Source organism: Acidovorax sp. SUPP2539 (genome assembly GCF_030158975.1).
In the GTDB taxonomy this organism is placed as follows: domain Bacteria; phylum Pseudomonadota; class Gammaproteobacteria; order Burkholderiales; family Burkholderiaceae_C; genus Paracidovorax.
In genome coordinates this window covers 1,629,847-1,649,758 of sequence record NZ_BQXJ01000001.1, presented here as the reverse complement: position 1 = coordinate 1,649,758, position 19,912 = coordinate 1,629,847, and the positions used below count along the sequence as shown (strand labels likewise).

The 19,912-nt window shown below is 69.5% G+C and carries 20 protein-coding genes and 1 tRNA gene; 3 read left to right on the top strand and 18 right to left on the bottom strand.

The window, feature by feature from the left end; translation table 11 throughout:
• Window positions 1–72: 72 nt before the first annotated feature.
• Window positions 73–870, bottom strand: coding sequence for a heparan-alpha-glucosaminide N-acetyltransferase (locus AVTE2539_RS07550; protein WP_284409342.1), 798 nt, complete (start codon window positions 868–870; stop codon window positions 73–75).
• Window positions 871–1,015: 145 nt separating this feature from the next.
• On the opposite strand from AVTE2539_RS07550, the gene AVTE2539_RS07545 reads away from it, so the two are divergent.
• Window positions 1,016–1,297 (top strand): hypothetical protein, encoded by a 282-nt coding sequence (locus AVTE2539_RS07545; RefSeq protein ID WP_284409340.1) that lies wholly within the window; start codon window positions 1,016–1,018, stop codon window positions 1,295–1,297.
• Window positions 1,298–1,411: 114 nt separating this feature from the next.
• Here the strand turns inward: AVTE2539_RS07545 and AVTE2539_RS07540 are convergent.
• Both AVTE2539_RS07540 and infA read right to left on the bottom strand, forming a co-directional pair.
• Window positions 1,412–1,488 (bottom strand) — tRNA-Pro (locus AVTE2539_RS07540).
• A 74-nt stretch (window positions 1,489–1,562) separates the two neighbouring features.
• Entirely contained in the window at window positions 1,563–1,811 is a 249-nt protein-coding gene (gene infA, locus AVTE2539_RS07535; protein ID WP_092739728.1) for a translation initiation factor IF-1, read from the bottom strand.
• Window positions 1,812–2,262: 451 nt separating this feature from the next.
• Between infA and asd the strand changes: the two genes are divergently transcribed.
• Entirely contained in the window at window positions 2,263–3,114 is an 852-nt protein-coding gene (asd, locus tag AVTE2539_RS07530; RefSeq protein WP_284409338.1) for an archaetidylserine decarboxylase, read from the top strand.
• A gap of 83 nt (window positions 3,115–3,197) precedes the next feature.
• Here asd and AVTE2539_RS07525 read toward each other — a convergent pair whose 3' ends face one another.
• Window positions 3,198–3,452, bottom strand: a complete 255-nt coding sequence (locus tag AVTE2539_RS07525; RefSeq protein ID WP_284401863.1) for a hypothetical protein — start codon at window positions 3,450–3,452, stop codon at window positions 3,198–3,200.
• Between the two features lie 156 nt (window positions 3,453–3,608).
• Here AVTE2539_RS07525 and AVTE2539_RS07520 point away from each other — a divergent pair, with 156 nt between their 5' ends.
• A complete protein-coding gene (locus AVTE2539_RS07520; RefSeq protein WP_284409336.1) occupies window positions 3,609–5,555 on the top strand; it encodes a phosphatase PAP2 family protein in 1,947 nt (648 codons plus the stop codon).
• A 34-nt stretch (window positions 5,556–5,589) separates the two neighbouring features.
• Here the strand turns inward: AVTE2539_RS07520 and hutG are convergent, their stop codons facing one another.
• The 14 genes from hutG to AVTE2539_RS07450 all read right to left on the bottom strand — a co-directional run bounded on the left by hutG (window position 5,590) and on the right by AVTE2539_RS07450 (window position 19,905).
• Window positions 5,590–6,414 (bottom strand): N-formylglutamate deformylase, encoded by an 825-nt coding sequence (gene hutG, locus AVTE2539_RS07515; RefSeq protein ID WP_284409334.1) that lies wholly within the window; start codon window positions 6,412–6,414, stop codon window positions 5,590–5,592.
• A gap of 50 nt (window positions 6,415–6,464) precedes the next feature.
• Window positions 6,465–7,931, bottom strand: coding sequence for a formimidoylglutamate deiminase (locus AVTE2539_RS07510; RefSeq protein ID WP_284409332.1), 1,467 nt, complete (start codon window positions 7,929–7,931; stop codon window positions 6,465–6,467).
• Between the two features lie 58 nt (window positions 7,932–7,989).
• Window positions 7,990–9,252 carry an imidazolonepropionase gene (hutI, locus tag AVTE2539_RS07505; RefSeq protein WP_284409330.1) on the bottom strand — a complete coding sequence of 421 codons (1,263 nt, stop codon included), beginning with the start codon at window positions 9,250–9,252 and terminating at the stop codon, window positions 7,990–7,992.
• Between the two features lie 47 nt (window positions 9,253–9,299).
• Entirely contained in the window at window positions 9,300–9,920 is a 621-nt protein-coding gene (locus AVTE2539_RS07500; RefSeq protein ID WP_284401848.1) for a HutD/Ves family protein, read from the bottom strand.
• Complete coding sequence (locus AVTE2539_RS07495; protein WP_284409328.1) at window positions 9,917–10,780, bottom strand: phytanoyl-CoA dioxygenase family protein; 864 nt, start codon at window positions 10,778–10,780, stop codon at window positions 9,917–9,919. Before AVTE2539_RS07495 ends, AVTE2539_RS07500 begins: the two co-directional genes overlap by 4 nt.
• A 38-nt stretch (window positions 10,781–10,818) precedes the next feature.
• Window positions 10,819–11,613 (bottom strand): amino acid ABC transporter ATP-binding protein, encoded by a 795-nt coding sequence (locus tag AVTE2539_RS07490; RefSeq protein WP_284409326.1) that lies wholly within the window; start codon window positions 11,611–11,613, stop codon window positions 10,819–10,821.
• Entirely contained in the window at window positions 11,610–12,278 is a 669-nt protein-coding gene (locus AVTE2539_RS07485; RefSeq protein WP_284401841.1) for an amino acid ABC transporter permease, read from the bottom strand. Before AVTE2539_RS07485 ends, AVTE2539_RS07490 begins: the two co-directional genes overlap by 4 nt.
• A 50-nt stretch (window positions 12,279–12,328) precedes the next feature.
• On the bottom strand, window positions 12,329–13,105 hold the full coding sequence (locus tag AVTE2539_RS07480; protein ID WP_284401839.1) for a glutamine ABC transporter substrate-binding protein: 777 nt from the start codon (window positions 13,103–13,105) through the stop codon (window positions 12,329–12,331).
• 65 nt (window positions 13,106–13,170) lie between these two features.
• Window positions 13,171–13,920 carry an IclR family transcriptional regulator gene (locus tag AVTE2539_RS07475; protein ID WP_272563939.1) on the bottom strand — a complete coding sequence of 250 codons (750 nt, stop codon included), beginning with the start codon at window positions 13,918–13,920 and terminating at the stop codon, window positions 13,171–13,173.
• 123 nt (window positions 13,921–14,043) lie between these two features.
• Window positions 14,044–15,774 (bottom strand): urocanate hydratase, encoded by a 1,731-nt coding sequence (gene hutU / locus AVTE2539_RS07470; RefSeq protein WP_284409324.1) that lies wholly within the window; start codon window positions 15,772–15,774, stop codon window positions 14,044–14,046.
• 13 nt (window positions 15,775–15,787) lie between these two features.
• Complete coding sequence (gene hutH / locus AVTE2539_RS07465) at window positions 15,788–17,374, bottom strand: histidine ammonia-lyase (RefSeq protein WP_284409322.1); 1,587 nt, start codon at window positions 17,372–17,374, stop codon at window positions 15,788–15,790.
• A 64-nt stretch (window positions 17,375–17,438) separates the two neighbouring features.
• Window positions 17,439–18,218 carry a histidine utilization transcriptional repressor HutC gene (hutC, locus tag AVTE2539_RS07460; protein WP_284409320.1) on the bottom strand — a complete coding sequence of 260 codons (780 nt, stop codon included), beginning with the start codon at window positions 18,216–18,218 and terminating at the stop codon, window positions 17,439–17,441.
• A gap of 26 nt (window positions 18,219–18,244) precedes the next feature.
• The gene (locus AVTE2539_RS07455; RefSeq protein ID WP_272563942.1) at window positions 18,245–19,030 is read right to left on the bottom strand and encodes an ABC transporter ATP-binding protein; all 786 of its coding nucleotides are present in this window, start codon (window positions 19,028–19,030) and stop codon (window positions 18,245–18,247) included.
• Window positions 19,027–19,905 (bottom strand): ABC transporter permease, encoded by an 879-nt coding sequence (locus tag AVTE2539_RS07450; RefSeq protein WP_284409318.1) that lies wholly within the window; start codon window positions 19,903–19,905, stop codon window positions 19,027–19,029. Before AVTE2539_RS07450 ends, AVTE2539_RS07455 begins: the two co-directional genes overlap by 4 nt.
• Window positions 19,906–19,912: the final 7 nt, after the last annotated feature.

The window sequence follows — 19,912 nt, the reverse complement described above, 5'->3', positions numbered from 1 at the left end:
CCACCAGGCTTCGAGTCTCAACGCGGCCCCACGGGCCGCGTTCTGCTTTTGGGACGGGCCTTTTGCCTTTTCCTAAACACGGCCCAGCATCCAGGATGCCGCCATCAGCAGACCGATCATGACCGGCTGGTGCAGCATGTAATAGCTCAGGCTCCAGCGGCCCAACACCGCCAGCGGTGACAGCGCCCGGGGCAGCGCCACCTTCATCCATTGCGGGCGCCGTCGCAGCACCCATTGCCCGCTCGCCAGGCCCCACCACATCACGCCCAGCCAGGGCAGCACCGGCACATAGTCTTCGGTGAAAGGCTTGCGCGACACCAGTCCCAGCCAGTTGAGCGCATAGCCGTTGAACGTGGAAGCCCAGGCCGCCAGCGGCCCCTCCGTCAGCGCCCACCCGGCGATGGAGGGAAGCGCCACGGCCATTGCACCGGCAGGCCAGAGCCAGGCACCCCACCCCACCGTGCATCGCGCGACGAGAAGCATGGCAGCCATCCCGTGCAAAACGCCGAAATGGATGAAGCTCTGCGGAAACATCAGTGACGACCCTGCGGTGACCAGCAAGGCGCATCCCACGATCTGCAGCCAGCGCTTGAAGAAGCGGGCCCATCCGAGGCCCTGCTGCCAGGCCAGTGCCTGCCCCAGCCCCGCGCAGAAGAGAAAGAGCGCCACGATGGCTGTCCGCTGGGTCGTCCAAAAAGGATCGGCACGGAAATTCTGCGGCCAGTACCCGAAGTGGCTGAGGTCGAAACAGAAATGGAAGACCGTCATCCACACCATGGCCATGCCCCGCAAGGCGTCCACGCCCTCCATGCGCGCCCCGCCGGTGCGCGGAGAAGAGCCAAAGGGGGAAAACGAACGGGACGTTGCCATGTGCTTTGGAAGAATGGGAAGTGTTGGAGCGATCGGTCCAGGCGCTGCCATGGCTGAGCCTCAGGATGGGCGTACCGCGGTGCTGGATGCAATTTCAGCTTGTTGGCCGTATGTCCCCGTTCTAGCATGGGACCGAGGAGGCATTATGGACAATCATCCACAAGCAGAAATAGAACTGCTGCGCGAAGAAATCAGAACGCTCAAAAGCGCACTCGCCAACGTCACGACCCAGGTACAACCGCTGAATATGCTGGCCCAGGCCTTGGTGATATTGCACCAGGTACCTGCCGCACTGCGCATGGTGTTTGAGCATGCGATTCCCGAAGCCAACGTGCCGGATTTACCCTTCCTCATGGAAGAGGAAGACGCGGAACGCCTGGCGCACCAACGCGAGTGGATCTTGAGGCTGCTGCGAAGCCGGGGTTGATTTTCCTGCGCCTGCCATGGACGCAGAAAACTGCAGCGAAGGGAATACCGGAGAGGAGGGCAAATCCAAAAAGACAAAAGGGGTCAGGTCAAATGACCTAACCCCTTGAATCAATGGTCGGAGCGGCGGGATTCGAACTCGCGACCCTCTGCTCCCAAAGCAGATGCGCTACCAGGCTGCGCTACGCTCCGACAACTAGTATTCTAACCTTGCATCACAGCCATATTTGGAAGATTCAAGGAAATTTGCCAGTTTTTTTCCAAACTCACCGCGACGAGGGGCCCGGGCCACGGCCTGGGAGGTGGCGGAAAGTGATGCGGCCCTTGGACAGGTCGTAGGGGGACATTTCCAGCGAGACCTTGTCGCCGGCAAGAATGCGGATGTGATGCTTGCGCATCTTGCCGCCGGTGTAGGCGATCAGTTGATGGCCGTTGTCCAGCGTGACGCGAAAGCGGGAATCGGGCAGGACTTCCGTCACGGAGCCCTGCATTTCAATCAGTTCTTCTTTGGCCATGATTTCAAGTCAATCTTCAAACAGTAATAGGAGGTATCGGGGCCTGCGCGAAACTGCAACCGGAATGTCGGCCCATCTCGCAAGAGATCCAGGCGCGGTGCACAGCAAGCGGGGGTGGTCACTGCGCCCCATGGCGCATCGGTCGGAAAAGGCCGGCGGGGCGGCTTCCACACACAGCAGCAGCGAGGCGCTGCGCAAAACCGCACCATTGTAACGTAGTAGGGAATCGTGTGGAATAGTGCCGATACACCACTGCGCCGCGCGCCGGCCCATGCACCGCGCCGGTTGCGCCCTGTGGTGAATGACATCGATTTGACGCAGCGGCCCCGACTGACTTCGTCCCGGCATCTGGCGCCAGATGGCCTGCGCATGCAGCGTCAAGGCGCACGGCCGGGCCCCGCAGGCGCCCTCGGTAGAATGCCTCGCACCCCAACCGCTCAGGAAGTCCACCTTGTCAGACCGCCTTGCCGTACTGCCTCAATATCTACTTCCCAAACAAGCGCTGACGGCGCTGGCGGGGCGGCTTGCACGGGCGCAGGGAGGCCCCCGCACCACTGCCGCGATCGAGCGTTTCATCGCCCGTTACCGGGTGGACATGAGCGAGGCGGTCGAGCCCCGCCCGGCCGCATACGCCACGTTCAACGACTTCTTCACCCGCGCCCTTCGCCCCGGTACGCGCCCGCTCGCCTCGGCGGCCGCGGTCTGCCCGGTGGATGGGGCGATCAGCCAGTTCGGTCCCATCGACCAGGACCAGATCTTCCAGGCCAAGGGCCACCGCTACTCGACCACGGCCCTGGTGGGCGGCGATGCGGCGCTGGCCGCGCAGTTCGACAACGGCAGCTTTGCGACGATCTACCTGAGCCCCCGCGACTACCACCGCATCCACATGCCCTGCGATGGCACCTTGCTGCGCATGGTGCATGTGCCGGGCGACCTTTTTTCGGTGAACCCGGTCACGGCGCGGGGCGTGCCCGGTCTGTTCGCGCGCAACGAGCGCGTGGTGTGCGTGTTCGACACGCCTTTGGGAAAGATGGTGCTCGTGCTGGTGGGCGCGACCATCGTGGGCAGCATGGCCACGGTGTGGCACGGTCAGGTCAACCCGCCGCGCAGCGGCGAGCTGCGCCACTGGGACTATGCCGACCGGCAGATCGTGCTGCGCCAGGGCGAGGAAATGGGCCGCTTCCTGCTGGGCTCCACCGTGGTGCTTCTGTTTCAGCGCGGTGCGGTGCGATTTTCGGAGCAATGGGCCCCTGCCCGGCCCGTGCGGCTGGGCGAGGCGATGGCCGAGCGGCCGGCCGGCTAAGCGAGTGAATGACTTAAGCCTGAGTCAGCCTGCGGCCCACGTGCCCTGCCCCGATCCTGCATGAAGCGGGATGCCGGGGGACTTCAGCGCTTGCGCACGGTGGTGAACGCGCTGGGTGCCAGGAAGAGCCGGCTGGGGGATACGGACGCCTCGTGGCCCACGAGGTAGATGGCCAGTTCCTGGCGGCGCAGGGCCACATGGCTCACGGTTTCCCACTGGTCGCCCATGCGCACCGAGGTGCCGGGCCGAAACAGCGGCATGTGAAAGAACTCTCCCCATCCAGGCAGGGCTGCGGGCTTTTCCGCGACCGCAGGCGCGAGGGTGGGGGCGATGTCCATGGCGCATGCTACCCCGCCGCGGGCTCCAGCGGGGAAATGATTGGCGTGCGGCGTCACGGCGCTGTCACAGCTCGACCCTAGAGTGCAGCCGCAGCAGGCCGCAAGCGGCCTGCGCGCACCCGTTCCGCTCCCGCCTTTCCAACCTGCCTGCTCCCCATGACGCTGCCCCTGCCCCGACGCACCCTGATCCTGGCGCTTGCCGCCGCATTCGCGCTCTCCGCCTGTGGCGGTGGGGGTTCCGATGCCGCACCACCCGATGCGCCGCGCGGCCTGGGATTTGCCGATTCCGCACCGGTGCCCAACGAATCGACCACGCCGCCGTTCGTGGACTTCGCCTTCACCAACCAGCGCGGCGATGCCCGCTACGCCACGCTGGCCACCAACGCCGGCGTGCGGGTGCTGTCGGGCTTTCTCGACATCTGGAAGCCCAGCACGCTGCTGGTGGATGCCGGCGTGACGGCCGATGCCAACGGCGCCTTCCCCGCGATCAAGCCGGCGGCCTGGACCGGCGTTCCCGGTGACGCGACCGACGGAACGGTGCTGAACGCGCAGGTGCACACCCGCAACATCCAGTACGTGGTGGACGCCACGGCGCGCCGCACCGCGGCCCAGGAACTCCTGGCCTACGAAGACGACCGGCGCGGCAAGGCCTACAGCGTGACCGACGGCCTGGGCCCGCTGACCAACGCATGGCGCACCGCGGCGCAGCAAAAGACCAGCATTTCGGGCATTCCCGCGGACGCGACCACGGTGCTCTACAACGACACCGGCAACAACGCCGGCGTGGGCGGCAGCGCCAACGCGGGCTTCGGCACGGTGGTGGACTTCATCGGCGGCATCGGTGACAACGGCTCGACCGAGCCGGCCAAGCGCTTCTACAAGTACGCCCGCCCCTGGCGCTGGAGCGCCAACGTGCAGATCGTGCCAGCCCTGGTGCCCGCCAGGAGCACCACACCGGCCACCGACGGCGGCTTCACCAGCGGCCACACCGCCGAAGGCGTGCGCGATGCCATCGCCATGGCCTACCTGGTGCCGGAGCGGTTCCAGGAAATGCTGGCGCGTGGTCTGGAGATGGGCGAAAGCCGCATCCTGGCCGGCATGCACTCGCCCCTGGATGTGATCAGCGGCCGCGTGCACGGCCAGGCCGTGGCCGCCGCCAGCATCGCCACCGGCGTGAACGCGCCGCGCAAGGCTGCTGCCGTGGCCCAGGCCCGCAGCACGCTGATGGCGGCCGTCGGGGCGCGCACGCCGGAGGAATTCCTGCAGATCGCCCATTCGCAGGCCACCACCGCCGACCGTTTCGCCGACCGCGCCACCAACCAGGCCGAGTACCTGCGCCGGATGACGTTCGGCTTCGCTCCCATCGGCGACACCACGCGTTCGGCCGTCGTACCCAAGAGCGCCGAGGTGCTGCTGGAAACGCGCTTCCCCTACCTGGATGCGGGCCAGCGCCGCGTGGTGCTCAAGACCACCGCGATCGCCTCGGGCTACCCGGTGCTGGACGACGCCGAAGGCTGGGGGCGCCTGAACCTGTTCGCGGCCGGCGACGGCTACGGCGCCTTCAACGGCGACGTGGCGGTGACCATGGACGCGGCGCAGGGCGGCTTCAACGCGCTGGACGCCTGGCGCAACCCCATCGCGGGCGCCGGCAAGCTCACCAAGCGCGGCAGCGGCACGCTCGTGCTGGCAGGCGCGAACCGCTACACCGGGGGCACGGAAGTGTCCGCAGGTGCCGTGCGGGCCGACAGCAGCAATGCGCTGGGACAAGGCGACGTGTACCTGAGCGGCGGCACGCTGATCGGCAACACGTCGGCGGAACTGGCCATCGGCGGTGCCTTCACCCTGGGCAGCAGCAGCACGCTGGAACTGCGCGTGGGCGCCAACGGCGCCGGCCAGTTGCAGGCCGCCGGCCCGGTCACGCTGGCGGGTACGCTGCGCATCGCCTTCCGCTCGGGCTTCACGCCAACGGTCGGATCGACCCTCACGCTGGTGCGTGGCGCCCCGGTGCGCGGGACGTTCGGCAGCATCACGGTCAACGGCTTCAAGGTCACGCCCATCTATCTGGACGATTCCGTGCAGCTTCGGATCGACGCGGCGGCCTGACGCGGCGGGCGCGTAAGGCCGCTCCTGGCAGGCCTTACGCCCGCACCTGGGTGCGGGCAAATTCCAGCACCGCCTCCAGCATGCGGTGCAGCACGGGCTGCACGCCGGCCGCCGCCTCGGGCAGGTAGTCGAACGGCAGGGCTTCCTGCATGTAGCTGCACTGCGTCATCTCCAGCTGCACCGCGTGCACGTTGCGCGCGGGATCGCCGTAGTGCCGCGTGATGTGGCCGCCCTTGAACCGGCCGTTGAGCACCGCGGTGTACGCCGGGTCGGACTGCCCGATGCGCAGCAGTGCCTGCGCCAGCGCCGGTTCGCAACTGGCCCCTTCGGCCGTGCCCAGGTTCAGGTCCGGCAGCTTGCCCGCGAAGAACCTCGGCAGCACGGAGCGGATGGAATGCGCATCCCACAGCATGGCCACGCCATGGGCGGCGCGCAAGCGCTCCAGCTCGGCGGCCAGCTGCGCGTGGTACGGCGCCCAAATGGCATCGCGGCGCGCGGCGATCTCGGCGTCGTCCGGCGCATCGCCCGCCTCCGCGTAAATCGGCGTGTCGTCGAAGGTGTCCACCGGGCAAAGGCCGGTGACGCTCTGGCCGGGGTACAGGCTGGCGCCGTCCGGCGGCCGGTTCAGGTCGATCACATAGCGCGAATGCGTGGCCACCAGGATCGAGGCGCCGAGGTTGCGGGCAAAGCCGTAGAGCCGCTCCAGGTGCCAGTCCGTATCGGGCACCTGGCGGGCCTCGTCGGTGAAGCGCGCGGCGATGTCCGGGGGCACATGCGTGCCCACGTGGGGCATGGACACGAGCAGCGGCGCGGTGCCCTGGTGGAAGGAGAAGGGTGGCGGGGAATGGGTGGCGGTCATGCGATCGGGTCTGCGTTGGGGGCTTCGAAAGCCGAGGGCCGGCCGGTCGGTCAATGCCCGGCGCGGGTGATGGTGGCCGTGCGGGCCGCCACGAAGGCGTCGGCGGCACGGTCGTGCAGCGCGTGGCGCCCCGCGACGACGCGCGGCGTGCCGGCGGTCCAGAGGCTGTGCAGCGCCGAGGTGCGATGGCTGCCGAACACGTGCGCGCCCAGCATGCTGTCGGGCGGCAGGCCCTGCAGCGCGATGTGCTGCGCATCGAGCGCCACCAGATCGGCGCGCTCGCCCACCGCGATGCCGGCCGGAGCGCCCGGCGTGCAGCGGCCGCTGGCCTGCGCGCCGCCCTGCACCGCCTGCAGCGCCATGGCGGTGGCGACCTCGGGGTGGGCGCGGCTGGCCAGCACGTTGCGCTGGCGCAGGGACAGGCGCTGGCCGTATTCGAGCAGCATCAGCTCTTCCGCCGCATTCACGCAGGCGTGGCTGTCGGAGCCCACGCCCCAGCGGCCGCCGCCCGCCAGCCAGCGCGGCAGGTCGAACAGGCCGTCGCCCAGGTTGGCCTCGGTGGTGGGGCACAGGCCGGCCACCGCGCCGGTGCGGGCGGCGCCCGCGTATTCGTCAGGCGTCATGTGGGTGGCATGCACCAGGCACCAGCGCGCATCGACCGGCGCATGCTCCAGCAGCCATTGCACCGGGCGCTGGCCGCTCCAGGCGATGCAGTCGTCCACCTCCTGCGTCTGTTCGGCGATGTGGATGTGCACCGGCGCCGCCGGGCTCAGGGCCGTGAGGCCTTCGACCGCAATGCGCAGGCTGTCGGGCGGCACGGCGCGCAGCGAATGCGGGGCCAGGCCCAGGATGCCGCCCTGCGCGGCCACCACGGGCGCCAATCGTTCCAGTAGCGCGAGCATGCTGTCGGTGCTGCGGATGAAGCGGCGCTGGTCCTCGCGCGGCGCGCGGCCGCCGAAGCCGCTGGTCTGGTAGAGCACCGGCAGCAAGGTGATGCCGATGCCTGCGGCCTGGGCGGCGCGCAGCAGCGCGAGCGACATGGCGGCATCGTCGGCATAGGGCTGGCCTGCCGCATCGTGGTGCACGTAATGGAACTCGCACACCGCGGTGTAGCCCGCCTCCAGCATCTCCACATAGAGCCAGGTGGCGATCGCCTCCAGGTGCTCGGGCGTGGTGCGCGCGGCAAAGCGGTACATGAGGTTGCGCCAGCTCCAGAAGCTGTCCTGCCCGCCGTCCGGCTGGGGCGCGCGGTATTCGGTCAACCCGGCGAAGGCACGCTGGAAGGCGTGCGAATGCAGGTTGGGCATGCCCGGAAGGACCGGGCCCGGCGCACGCGGCGCGGTGCCGGCGGTGCTGCCCGGCGCCACGGCGGTGAGCCGGCCCGCGGCATCCCACTGCAGCAGCACGTCGCGCGCCCAGCCGCCGGGCAGCAAGGCGTCCTGCGCGAACAGGGCGCCAGCGGGAGGCGTCCGCGGCGCAGAGAACTCGGCAGGCGGGGATGAAACGGTGGTGCGCATCAGTCAATGGCCTCGGGACAGATGGGAAATGAGAAAAAGGTCTTGGGCCACCGGTGCATCAAACCGTCGCCCGGGCGATGCGCCCCTGCCGCACGATGGTGTGCGCCGGCTTGTGCCCGAACCAGTAGGCCAGCTCCGCCGCCTCTTTGAAGGGCCACAGCACGAAGTTCGCCGGCCGCCCCGCGGCAATCAGTCCGTGCGAATCCTGCAGCCCCAGCGCGCGCGCGGCGTGGGTGGTGATGCCGGCCAGCGCCTCGGGCACGGTCAGCCGAAACAGCGTGCACGCCATGTTGGCCATGAGCAGCAGGCTCAAAGCGGGCGAGGTGCCGGGGTTGTGGTCGGTGGAGACCGCCATGGGCACGCCGGCCTCGCGCAGCAGCGCGATGGGCGGCAGGTGCGTGTCGCGCAGTGTGTAGTAGGCGCCCGGCAGCAGCACGGCCACCGTGCCGGCGGCCCGCATGGCGGCGATGCCCTCGGCGGACAGGTGCTCGATGTGGTCGCACGACAGGGCTTTGTATCGCGCGGCGAGCGCCGCCCCACCCATGTCGGAGAGCTGCTCGGCATGCAGCTTGACCGGCAGGCCCAGCCGCTGCGCCGCCTGAAAGACCTGCTCGGTCTCGGCCAGCGTGAAGGCGATGCGCTCGCAGAACACATCCACCGCATCGACCAGCCCTTCCGCGGCCAGCACGGGCAGCATCTCCTGGCACACGTGGTCGATGTAGTCCTGGCTGCGGCCGGCGTATTCGGGCGGCAGCGCATGGGCGCCCAGGAACGTGGTGCGCACCGTGGTGCCGGTGGCCTCGCCCAGGCGCCGGGCCGCGCGCAGCTGCTTGCGCTCGTGCGCGGTCGCCAGGCCGTAGCCGGACTTGATTTCGATGGCGCACACGCCTTCGTCGAGCAGGGCCGACAGGCGCGGCAGGGCGAGGTCGAACAATTCGTCTTCGCTGGCCTCGCGCGTGGCCCGCACCGAGGCGACGATGCCGCCGCCGGCCCGGGCGACTTCCTCGTACGAGGCGCCGGCCAGCCGCATGGCGAACTCGTTGGCGCGTTGCCCGCCGTAGACGAGGTGGGTGTGGCAGTCCACCAGCCCGGGCGTGGCCAACGCGCCGCGCGCGGCGTGGCGCGGCAAGGCGGCATGGGCCGCGGGCACGGCGGCCTCCGGGCCCACCCAGCGCACCACGCCCTGCTCCACCACCAGCGCCGCCGGCACACCGTCGGGCACCGGCACGTCGGCCACCGCCAGCCCGGGCGCCAGGTGCAGGGTGTGCCAGACCCCGTCGGCGCTGGGGGCGTGGGCGAAGTCCTGGTGCGGCACGGTCATGCGATTCCCCCTTTTGCTATTAAATGCATAGCAGTATGCCCTAGTGATTATTGTGCCAGCGCCCGATTTGGCTGAAACCCTGGCACCAGCGCCACCCAGGCGATGGCCGGCGCGTCGGCCCCGCCGGCCTGCGGCTGGAGCGCGGCGCAGGCGCCGGCGGGCGCGGCGGTGGCCCACCACAGGCCCTGCCCCGGCCCGAAGACCTCGCCGCCCCGATGCCACCGGCCCGACAGCACCATGCACAGGCCGGCGGGCGTGCTGCCCGGCACGCACGCGTTCTGCAGCACCTGCACCGCGCCCTGCCAGCGCCCGTGCCGCAGCATGAGGTTGAAGTCGGTCGATGCGCCGCCCAGCGGGATGCAGTCGATGGCCTGGTCGCCCGCGAACGCCACGGGCTGCCAGCGCTCGTCCAGCGCATGGTCGATGCCCTCGTCCTCGGCGCGCAGGCGCACGCCGGCCCCGTCCAGCAGCATGATCTGGCGCTGCACGCCCTGGAAGGCCGAGAACGGCCCGGGCGCCGCGATGGTGGCCACGCTCACGCGCCACTCGAAGGCGTCCATGCCGGCGCCCGGCGGCCAGCAGGCCAGCTCGCGTGTGTCGCCGCCGCCGTTCTTCCACGGCGTGGGCGCGATGGCCGACAGGTCGAACCGCTGCAGCGCCGCCGTCATCCCGCCTCCCCCACCAGCAGCGGAAAGAGCGGGTGCGCCATGGGTGCGCCGGCCGGCAGGGTGTCGGCCAAGCCGGGGAAATCGGGCGAGGTTTTCCAGGCGCGCGGCGCATGGCGCGTGTCGTCGCCCAGAAAGCGCACCGAGAACACGCGGCGCCGCTGCGGCCCCGGCACGCCGCCCGAGGCATGCAGGGCCAGCATGTGAAAGCACACCACGTCGCCTGGCGCGATCTCCCAGCCCAGGATGGGAAACGCCGCGCGGTCGGCCTCGATGTCGGGCAGCTCGGCCAGCGAGCCTTCCGGAAACCACCGCGCCTGCTGGTCCATGAAGGTGCGCGGCATGCGCCACGGCCCCCGGTGCGAGCCGGCCACGAACTCCAGCGTGGCCTCGCGCGCCACCGGGTCCACGGGAATCCAAAGGCTCACGTTCTGGGTGCCGTCGATGTTGTAGTAGGGCTGGTCCTGGTGCCAGGGCGTGCGCTGGCGCGTGCCCGGCTCCTTGACCAGCACATGGTCGTGGTACAGCCGCACGCTGGCCGACTGCATGAGCCGCTGGGCGGCCCAGGCCACGGGCGTTTCGGCGATGAAGCGGCCGAAGGCGGGAATGTCCTGCCAGTTGCAGAAGTCCTCGAAGAACCGGCCCGGATCGTCCGGGCGGCTCGCCACCTTGGCGCGCGGGCTGGGCGCGGCCAGGTTGGCGTCGATGCCGCTGCGCAGCAGGGCCACTTCGCCGGGCGTGAGCAACTGGCGGATGCACACCGCGCCGTCGCGCGCGAAATCAGCCACAAGGGCGTCGGTCACGCGCTCGCGCAGCCGCTGCTGCAGGTCGTGCGGTGGCACCAGGGGGGTGGAAAGCGTCATGGCGAAGACCTCACTCTCGGCGGCTCGGTGGGGGGCGCTCAGGCGCGCGACAGAACGGCCTGCAGGAACGCGCGGGTGCGCTCCTGCGTGGGCTCGGTGAAGATCCTGGCGGGCGGGCCCGACTCGATGATGCCGCCGCCATCCATCACCACCACGGTGTCGCCGACCTCGCGCGCGAAGTCCATCTCGTGCGTGACGACCATCATGGTCATGCCCTCGCGCGCCAGCAGCTTCATGACCTGCAGCACCTCGCCCACCAGCTCCGGGTCCAGGGCCGAGGTGGGTTCGTCGAACAGCATCACGCGCGGCTGCATGGCCAGGGCGCGCGCGATCGCCACGCGCTGCTTCTGCCCGCCCGACAGGCTGGCCGGCATGGCCGCGGCCTTGTGGCCCAGGCCCACCTTGTCCAGCAAGGCGCGCGCCTGGCTTTCGGCCTCGGCGCGGGAAGCGCCGCGCAGCTTGCGCGGGCCCAGGGTGACGTTGTCGAGCACCGACAGGTGCGGGAACAGGTTGAACGACTGGAAGACCATGCCCACCTCTTCGCGCAGGGCATTGAGCTCGCGCTCGGGCAGCATGCGGCCCTCGTCCACCAGGGTGCGCCCGCAGATGTCGATGCGCCCGCCCTGGGGCTGCTCCAGCCCGTTGCAGCAGCGCAGGAAGGTGCTCTTGCCCGAGCCGCTGGGCCCGATCACCACCACCACCTGCGACGGCTGCACGTCGAAGTCGATGCCGTTCAGCACCACGTGCTCGCCGAAGGCCTTGCGCAGGCCGCGAATGCGCACGATGGGCGCCGCATCGGGAGCGGATGCCTGGGTCGATGGGGACTGCGTCATTGCACCATCCCCCCGGCGCGCAGGCGCAACTCGATGTGGCGCAGCACCAGCGTGGTCGCGCCGGTGAGCAGGAAGTACACGACCGCGATGGCCAGGTACACCTCCAGCGAGCGGTACGACACGCTGATGATCTTCTGCCCCTCGTGCATCAGGTCGTGGATGGTCAGCAGCGACACCAGCGCCGAGTTCTTGATGAGCGCGATGAACTCGTTGCCCAGCGGCGGAATCATGCGCACCACGGCCTGGGGCAGCACCACCCAGCGCATCGCCACGCCCGAGGACATGCCGATGGAGCGCGCGGCCTCCATCTGGCCCCGGTCGATGGACTGGATCGCGCCGCGCACGATCTCGGACACGTACGCGCCCGAGTAGATGCCCAGCCCGATCACGCCGCACAGGAACGCCGGCAGCAGGATGCCGAACTGCGGCAGCCCGAAGAACAGGATGAACAGCTGCACCAGCAGCGGCGTGCCGCGGATGGCCGCCACATAGGCCGTGCACAGGCCATACACGATGCGGCGCCGGGGGTCGAGGCGGCCGATGCCCACCAGCAACCCCATCACGCAGCCCAGGAGCAGCGAGGCGGCCGTGATCTCCACGGTCACCAGCGCGCCCTCCAGCAGTTGGGGCCAGCCGGCCCACACGGGGGAAAAGTCGAGTTCCATCGCTCGGGTTCAGTGCTTGTCGATTCGGTCGGCGGTGGTGGTCCGCCGGCTCACTTGGCAGCCGGCGTGGCCGCGGTGGTGGCGGCGCTGCCGCTGAACCACTTCTTCACGATGGCCGCGTAAGTGCCGTCGGCCTTGAGCTTGGCCAGCGCGGCGTTCACCGCGCGGGTGAGTTCGGGTGTGTCCTTGCGCAGCGCCATGCCGTATTCCTCGGTGGTGAGCTGCTCCTCGATCACGCGCAGGCCGGGCCGGGTGCGCACATATTGGTAGGCCGCGGGCTTGCCGGTGACGGCGGCGTCGGCGCGGCCGATGTCCACCAGGTTGAACATTTCCTGGTTTTTCTCGACCTCCACGCGCTGCGCCTTGGGGTAGTTCTGCGTGAGGAAGGCGACCGACTTGGTGCCCACCTGCACCGAGATCTTCTTGCCGTCCAGGTCGGCCGGCTTGCGGATGGTGGTATTGCCTTCCTTGACCATGGCGACCAGGCCGCCGGCGTAGTAAGGCTCGGTGAAATCGACGACCTTCTTGCGCTCGTCGGTGATGTAGATGCCCGAGACGGCCATGTCGAAGCGCCGCGAGATCAGGCCGGGGATCAGGCCCTTGAAGTCGATGTCCACCCACTCGACCTGCTTGCCCATGCTCTTGGCGACGGCCTCCACCAGCTCCACGTCGAAGCCGGTGCGCTTGCCGTTCTCGACGAACTCCATCGGCGGGAAGGTGGCGTCGGTGGCCACGCGCAGCACGTTGTCTTGCGCGCGGGCGGCGCCGGCGCCCAGGGCGAACACGGCGGCCAGGCTGGCCAGGAGGAGATTGCGTCGGATGTTCATGGGAGTTTCCGGTGGGGGGAGGAAGGGAAAGGAACTCGGGGGAAAAGAAAACGATGCGACCGGGTTCAGTGCAGAACGAGTTGGCGCGAGATGCGGGCGGCCGCCACGACCACCATGCGGATCAGCGCGGCCTCCTGGCCCTGGGCCCGCATCACCGGCGCCATCAGCGTGATGGCGCCCGCGGCCTGGCGGGACGCGCCGAACAGCGGCACGCTGCAGCCCCAGACGCCGGGGTCCACCTCGCTCTCGCTGGTGGCGAAGCCCGCCTTGCGGATCGCCTCCAGCGCCTGCTGAGCAGCCTCGCGCTCGGGCGTGCCCGTGCCCCATTGGCTGTCGAGCACCGCATCGCGCGCGGCGGGCGGCAGATGGGCCAGCACGCACTTGGCCGAGGCGCCCGTGCGCAGCGGCACGCTGCGCCCCTTCTCGAACGAGCAGCGCAGCGAATGGTGGCTTTCCACCATGTCCAGGCAGATGGCCTGGTCGTTCACCGCGACGATCAGGCCGACGCTTTCCTGCGACTGCTGCGACAGCTCCACCATGCCGGGGCGCGCCTGCCGCACCAGGTGCGAAGCCAGGTCGAAGCCGAGGGCCAGCTGAAGGCTCAAAGGGCCCGGCGCATAGCCGCCATCGCTTTCCAGCACGAAGCCCCAGCGCTTGAGGCGCGCGAGCTGGCGGTACAGCGTGCTGCGCGCCATGCCGGTGTGCTCCATGAGCTCGGTCGCGGCCATCGCCCTGCCCTGCTGGGCCAGCACGGCCAGCACCTGGAGCACTCGGTCGGACGTCGCAACGGCGCTGGGCAATGCACTTCGGGTCATGCGTTCAGTATCGAAGGAAGCGGCCCGGGATCACACGCCCCCATTCCCGGCCATTGGGAATGGGGTTCCCCTTTTTTCTCGCGGAATGGCCAAATTCCGTTTTCCGACGGACCTGCGGATGCCTCAGCGCACCATGGGAAGGTTCAGGCCCTGCCTGCGTGCGGTGGCCACCGCGATGTCGTAGCCCGCGTCGGCATGCCGCATCACGCCCGAGGCCGGGTCGTTCCACAGCACGCGCCCCAGGCGCGCGGCAGCCTCATCGGTGCCGTCGGCCACGATGACCACGCCGGCATGCTGCGAGTAGCCCATGCCCACGCCACCGCCGTGGTGCAGGCTCACCCACGTGGCGCCGCCCGCCGTGTTGAGCAGCGCGTTCAGCAGCGGCCAGTCGCTCACCGCGTCGGTGCCGTCCTTCATGGCCTCGGTCTCGCGGTTGGGGCTGGCCACCGAACCGGTGTCCAGGTGGTCGCGGCCGATGACGATGGGCGCCTTGAGTTCGCCGCTCCTGACCATTTCGTTGAAGGCCAGCGCCGCCTTGTGGCGCTCGCCCAGGCCCAGCCAGCAGATGCGCGCGGGCAGGCCCTGGAAGGCGATGCGCTCGCGCGCCATGTCCAGCCAGCGGTGCGTGTGGTGGTTGTCGGGGAACAGCTCCTTGATCTTGGCATCGGTCTTGTAGATGTCCTCCGGGTCGCCCGACAGCGCCACCCAGCGGAACGGCCCCTTGCCCTCGCAGAACAGCGGGCGGATGTAGGCGGGCACGAAGCCGGGGAAGTCGAAGGCGTTCTTCACCCCCTCGTCGAACGCCACCTGGCGGATGTTGTTGCCGTAGTCCACCGTGGGAATGCCCATGGCCTGGAAGTCCAGCATGGCCTGCACGTGCACCGCGCACGACTGGGCGGCGGCCTTCGTCAGGGCGGCATGCTGCGCGGGGTCCTTCATCGCGGCCTGCCATTGCGGCACCGTCCAGCCGGTGGGCAGGTAGCCATGGATCAGGTCGTGGGCGGAGGTCTGGTCGGTCACCAGGTCGGGTTTCAATCCGCCCGCCTTCGCGCGGCGCACCAGTTCGGGCAGCACCTCGGCCGCGTTGCCCAGCAGTGCGATGGAGACGGCCTCCTTCGCGTCGCAGTGCTGTCGGATCAACTCCAGCGCATGGTCGATGTCGCGCGCCTGCTTGTCCACATAGCGCGTGCGCAGGCGAAAGTCGATGCTGCTTTGCTGGCACTCGATATTGAGCGACACGGCGCCGGCCAGCGTGGCGGCCAGGGGCTGCGCGCCGCCCATGCCCCCCAGTCCCGCCGTGAGGATCCACTTGCCGGAGAGGTCGTTGTCGTAGTGCTGGCGGCCGGCCTCGACGAAGGTCTCGAACGTGCCCTGCACGATGCCCTGGCTGCCGATGTAGATCCAGCTGCCAGCCGTCATCTGGCCGTACATGAACAGGCCCTTGCGGTCCAGTTCGTTGAAGTGTTCCCAGGTGCCCCACTTCGGCACCAGGTTGGAGTTGGCCAGCAGCACGCGCGGCGCGTTCTCGTGCGTCTTGAACACGCCCACCGGCTTGCCGGACTGAATGAGCAGGGTTTCGTCGGCCTCCAGCACCTTGAGCGACGACAGGATCTGGTCGTAACAAGCCCAGTCGCGCGCAGCGCGGCCGATGCCGCCGTAGACCACCAGGTCCTGCGGGCGCTCGGCCACCTCGGCATCCAGGTTGTTCTGGATCATGCGGTAGGCGGCCTCGGCCAGCCAGTTCTTGCAGTTCAGCTGGCTGCCGCGCGGAGCGCGGATCACGCGCGTGGGGTCGTGGCGGGGGTCGGCGAGCGGGGCTGCGGCGGTGGAGAGGATGGCGTCGTTGGCGTTCATGGCAAAGGCTCCTTCACGAAATCTGGGAAACGAAGCTGGGCAGGTGGGCGGTCACGGGCGCGGGCCAGGCGGATTCCTGGGCCCAGCCGCGCATGGCCTCGATGTCGGTGGCGAGAAAGCGGTCCTGCTCCAGGAAGGCAACGCGCGCGCGGATGGCGGCGATCTGCGCTTCGATGAGCGGTGAGCTTTTCAGCCACGGGGTGGCGGCGGCGCCCGGTGCGGGCACGCGGTCGAAGTCGATGCCCTGGGTGGCGGCCATGGCCTCGATGCCAACCACCACCGCCGTGTTGCGCACCATGTCGGTCAGGCGCCGCGCGGCGTAGGTGGCCATGGACACATGGTCTTCCTGGTTGGCCGAGGTGGGCAGGCTGTCCACGCTGCCCGGGTGGGCCAGCGACTTGTTCTCGGACGCCAGCGCCGCGGCCGTGACCTGCGCGATCATGAAGCCTGAGTTCACGCCGCTGTCGCGGATGAGGAAGGCCGGCAGGCCCGACAGGCCGGTGTCCAGCAGCAGCGCCAGCCGCCGCTCGGAGATGGCGCCGATCTCGGCCACCGCCAGCGCGATGATGTCGGCAGCGAAGGCCACTGGCTCGGCGTGGAAGTTGCCGCCCGAAATCACGTCGCCCGTTTCGGAGAACACCAGCGGGTTGTCCGAGGCGGCATTGGCCTCGATCTGCAGCACGCGCGCGGCATGCTGCAGGTTATCGAGGCACGCGCCCATCACCTGCGGCACGCAGCGGATCGAATACGGGTCCTGCACGCGCCCGCAGTGCGGGTGTGACGGATCGATCTCGCTGCCCTCCAGCAGCGCGCGCACGGCGGCCGCCACGGCGATCTGCCCCGGCTGGCCGCGCGCTTCGTGGATGCGCGCATCGAACGGCTTGACCGAGCCCTTGATGGCTTCGAGCGACAGCGCGCCCGACACCAGCCCGGCCGCGAACACGCTCTCGGCGCCGAACAGCCCGGCCAGCGCAAGGGCCGTGGACACCTGCGTGCCGTTCAGCAGCGCCAGCCCTTCCTTGGGGCCGAGCACGAACGGCTCGCAACCGATGGCGGCCATGGCCTCGCGGCCCGGCACCGTGCGGCCCTGCACCTTGGCCTGGCCCTCGCCGATCAGCACGCAGGCCAGGTGGGCCAGCGGTGCCAGGTCGCCCGAGGCGCCGACCGAGCCCTTGGCCGGGATCACGGGCAGCACGTCGGCATTGGCCAGGGCCAGCAGCGCATCGACGATGGCGGGCCGCACGCCGGAGTGGCCGCGCGCCAGGCTCACCGCCTTGGTGGCCAGCACCATGCGCACCACCGGGTCGGGCAGCGGATCGCCGGTGCCCACGCTGTGCGACAGCACCAGATTGCGCTGCAGTTCGGCCAGCCGGCCGTGGGCGATCTTCGTGCTGGCGAGCTTGCCGAAGCCGGTGTTGATGCCATAGACCACCTGGTCTTCTTCGACGATGCGCTGCACCGTGGCCAGCGAGGCCTGCATGCCGGCCTGAGCGGCCGGGTCCAACGACAGGCGCACGCCGCCCGCGCTCAAGCGCCGCAGTTCGCCCAGCGTGACGCGGCCGGGGTGCAGCACCAGGGTTTCAGGGGAGGAATCGGTCATCAAGTTCATCCTGTATATACAAGTAGGTTCGAGCGAAAAGGAAGCAAATGAAAGCGGCGGCCCGCTATCCGAACACGGGATTGCCGTCGGCCCGGAAGCGGCTGCCCAGGCGGTAGCGCGAGGCGGGGTGCAGGCAGCGCACCAGGGTCACCGGCACGCCGCGGCTCCAGGTGCGGCGGGTGAGCAGCAGGCACGGCTGGGCGGGCTCCATGCCCAGCAGCTGCGCCTGCTCCGGCGTGGGCAGCACGGCATCGACCACGTGCTCCACCTGGTCGAACGGCACGTTGCGCACCAGGAATTCCGAGGGCTGCAGCTGCGTGAAGTCCTGCTGCGCGAAGGTGGGCACCACGCGCGGGTTCACGTAGCGGTCTTCCAGCTGCACGGCCACGCCGTCCTCTCGGTGCACGCACACGGCATGGAACACCGACTCGCCCGTGCGCAGGTCCAGCGCCGCGGCCACCTCCATCGAGGCCGACACGCGCTCCACCGTGAGCACGTCGCAGCGGTAGTCGTGCCCGCGCTGGCGGATCTCGCTGGCCAGGTTGGCGATCTGCAGCAGCGTGGACTGCGGCTTGTCCTCCGCCACGAAACTGCCCACCCCGGCCACGCGCACGATGCGGCCCTGCTCGGACAGCTCGCGCAGCGCGCGGTTGACGGTCATGCGCGACATGCCGAACTGCAGCACCAGCTCGCTCTCGGAGGGCAGCCGGTCGCCCGCGCGCCAGGAGCCGTCCTGGATCTTGCGGGCGATGAACTCCTTGACCTGCTGGTACAGCGCCAGCGCGGGCTCCACCGGCGCCGCGGCAGCGGATTCGGCTTCGGCACGGAGGGCGGCGGCATTCATGTCGGCGGCGGGTTTCTTCGAGCGGCTCAATGCAGGTCCGCCGCCATGGACTCGGCGCGGATCTCCTCGGTCAGCCGCGCCTTCAGGTCCATGAACTCGGGCGAGGTCTTCACGCGGTAGTGCCGCGGGTGCGGCAGGTCCACCGCCAGCTCGGTCTTGATGCGGCCCGGCCGGGCGCTGAACACCGCCACGCGGTTGGCCATGAAGATCGCCTCGTCGATGTCGTGGGTGACGAACATCACCGTTTTGCGCTCAGCCTCCCAGATGCCCAGCAGCAGCTCCTGCATGAGTACGCGGGTCTGGTTGTCGAGGGCCCCGAAGGGTTCGTCCATCAACAGGATCTTGGGATCGTTGGCCAGGGCCCGGGCAATGGCCGTGCGTTGCTGCATGCCGCCCGACAGCTGCTTGGGGTAGTGCTGCTCGAAGCCGCGCAGGCCGACCTTGGCGATGAAGTACGCCGCCCGCTCCTTCTGCTGCGCCTCGGGCATGCCGCGCTCGCGCAGGCCGAAGCGGATGTTCTGCTCGATGGTCAGCCACGGAAACAGCGTGTAGCTCTGGAACACCATGCCGCGGTCGGCGCCGGGGCCGTCGATGCGCTGGCCGTCCAGCAGCACCTCGCCCGCGGTGGGAAAGTCCAGCCCCGCCACGATGCGCAGCAGCGTGGACTTGCCGCAGCCGGACGGTCCGAGGATGGTGACGAAGTCGTTCTCGCGCACCTCGAAATCCACCGGCAGCAGCGCCTGGGTGGCTTGGCCGCGCGCGCCGGCGAAGGTGCGTGACACGCCGCGAACGGAAAGCATCGGTGCGGTCATAGCGTGCTCCAGGCGAAGAGGCGGCGGTTGGCCGCCTTGAAGGCGAAGTCGGACACCAGCCCGATGACGCCGATCACGATGATGCCGAAGATGATCTGCCCCGTGTTCAGCAGCGCCTGGCTGTCGGTGATCATGTGGCCGATGCCCGACGACGAGCCGATCAGCTCGGCCACGATCACGTAGGTCCAGGCCCAGCCCAGCACCAGGCGCAGGGTTTCCGCGATGCCGGGCGCGGCGGCGGGAATGAGCACGCGGCGCACGATGCCCGTGTTGCCCGCGCCCAGCGTGTAGGCCGCCTCGACCAGATCGCGCCGCGCGCCGCCCACGGTCACGGCCACCATCAGCGTGATCTGGAACACCGAGCCGATGAAGATGACGAGCAGCTTCTGCGCCTCGCCGATGCCCGCCCACAGGATGAGCAGCGGAATGAAGGCCGAGGCCGGCAGGTAGCGGCAGAACGACACGAAGGGCTCGAAGAAGGCCTCCACCGGCTTCCAGGCGCCCATGGCGATGCCCAGCGGCACCGCGACCACGGCCGCCAGCACGAAGCCGCCGAGCACGCGCCATACCGTCATGCCGATATCCTTGTGAAAGCCGTACTCGGTGAACAGCAGGCCGCCTTCCTTGAGCATGGTGGCCGGGCTCGCGAGGAACGTGGGCGACACGAAGCCGCCCAGCGTGAAGAACGACCACACGGCGATGAACACCACGAAGAACGCCAAACCCAACACCCAGCGGGCGCGAGGGCTGACGGGCTCGAGCGGCGACATGGCGCGGCGACGAACGGGATCGGGGGCAGGCCCCGCCCGCAGCGCGGCAGGGGCGCTGGCGGAGGGCCCCGCGGCAGGGTGGCGGGCGGCAGTCGTCGCGGGCATGGTGGCA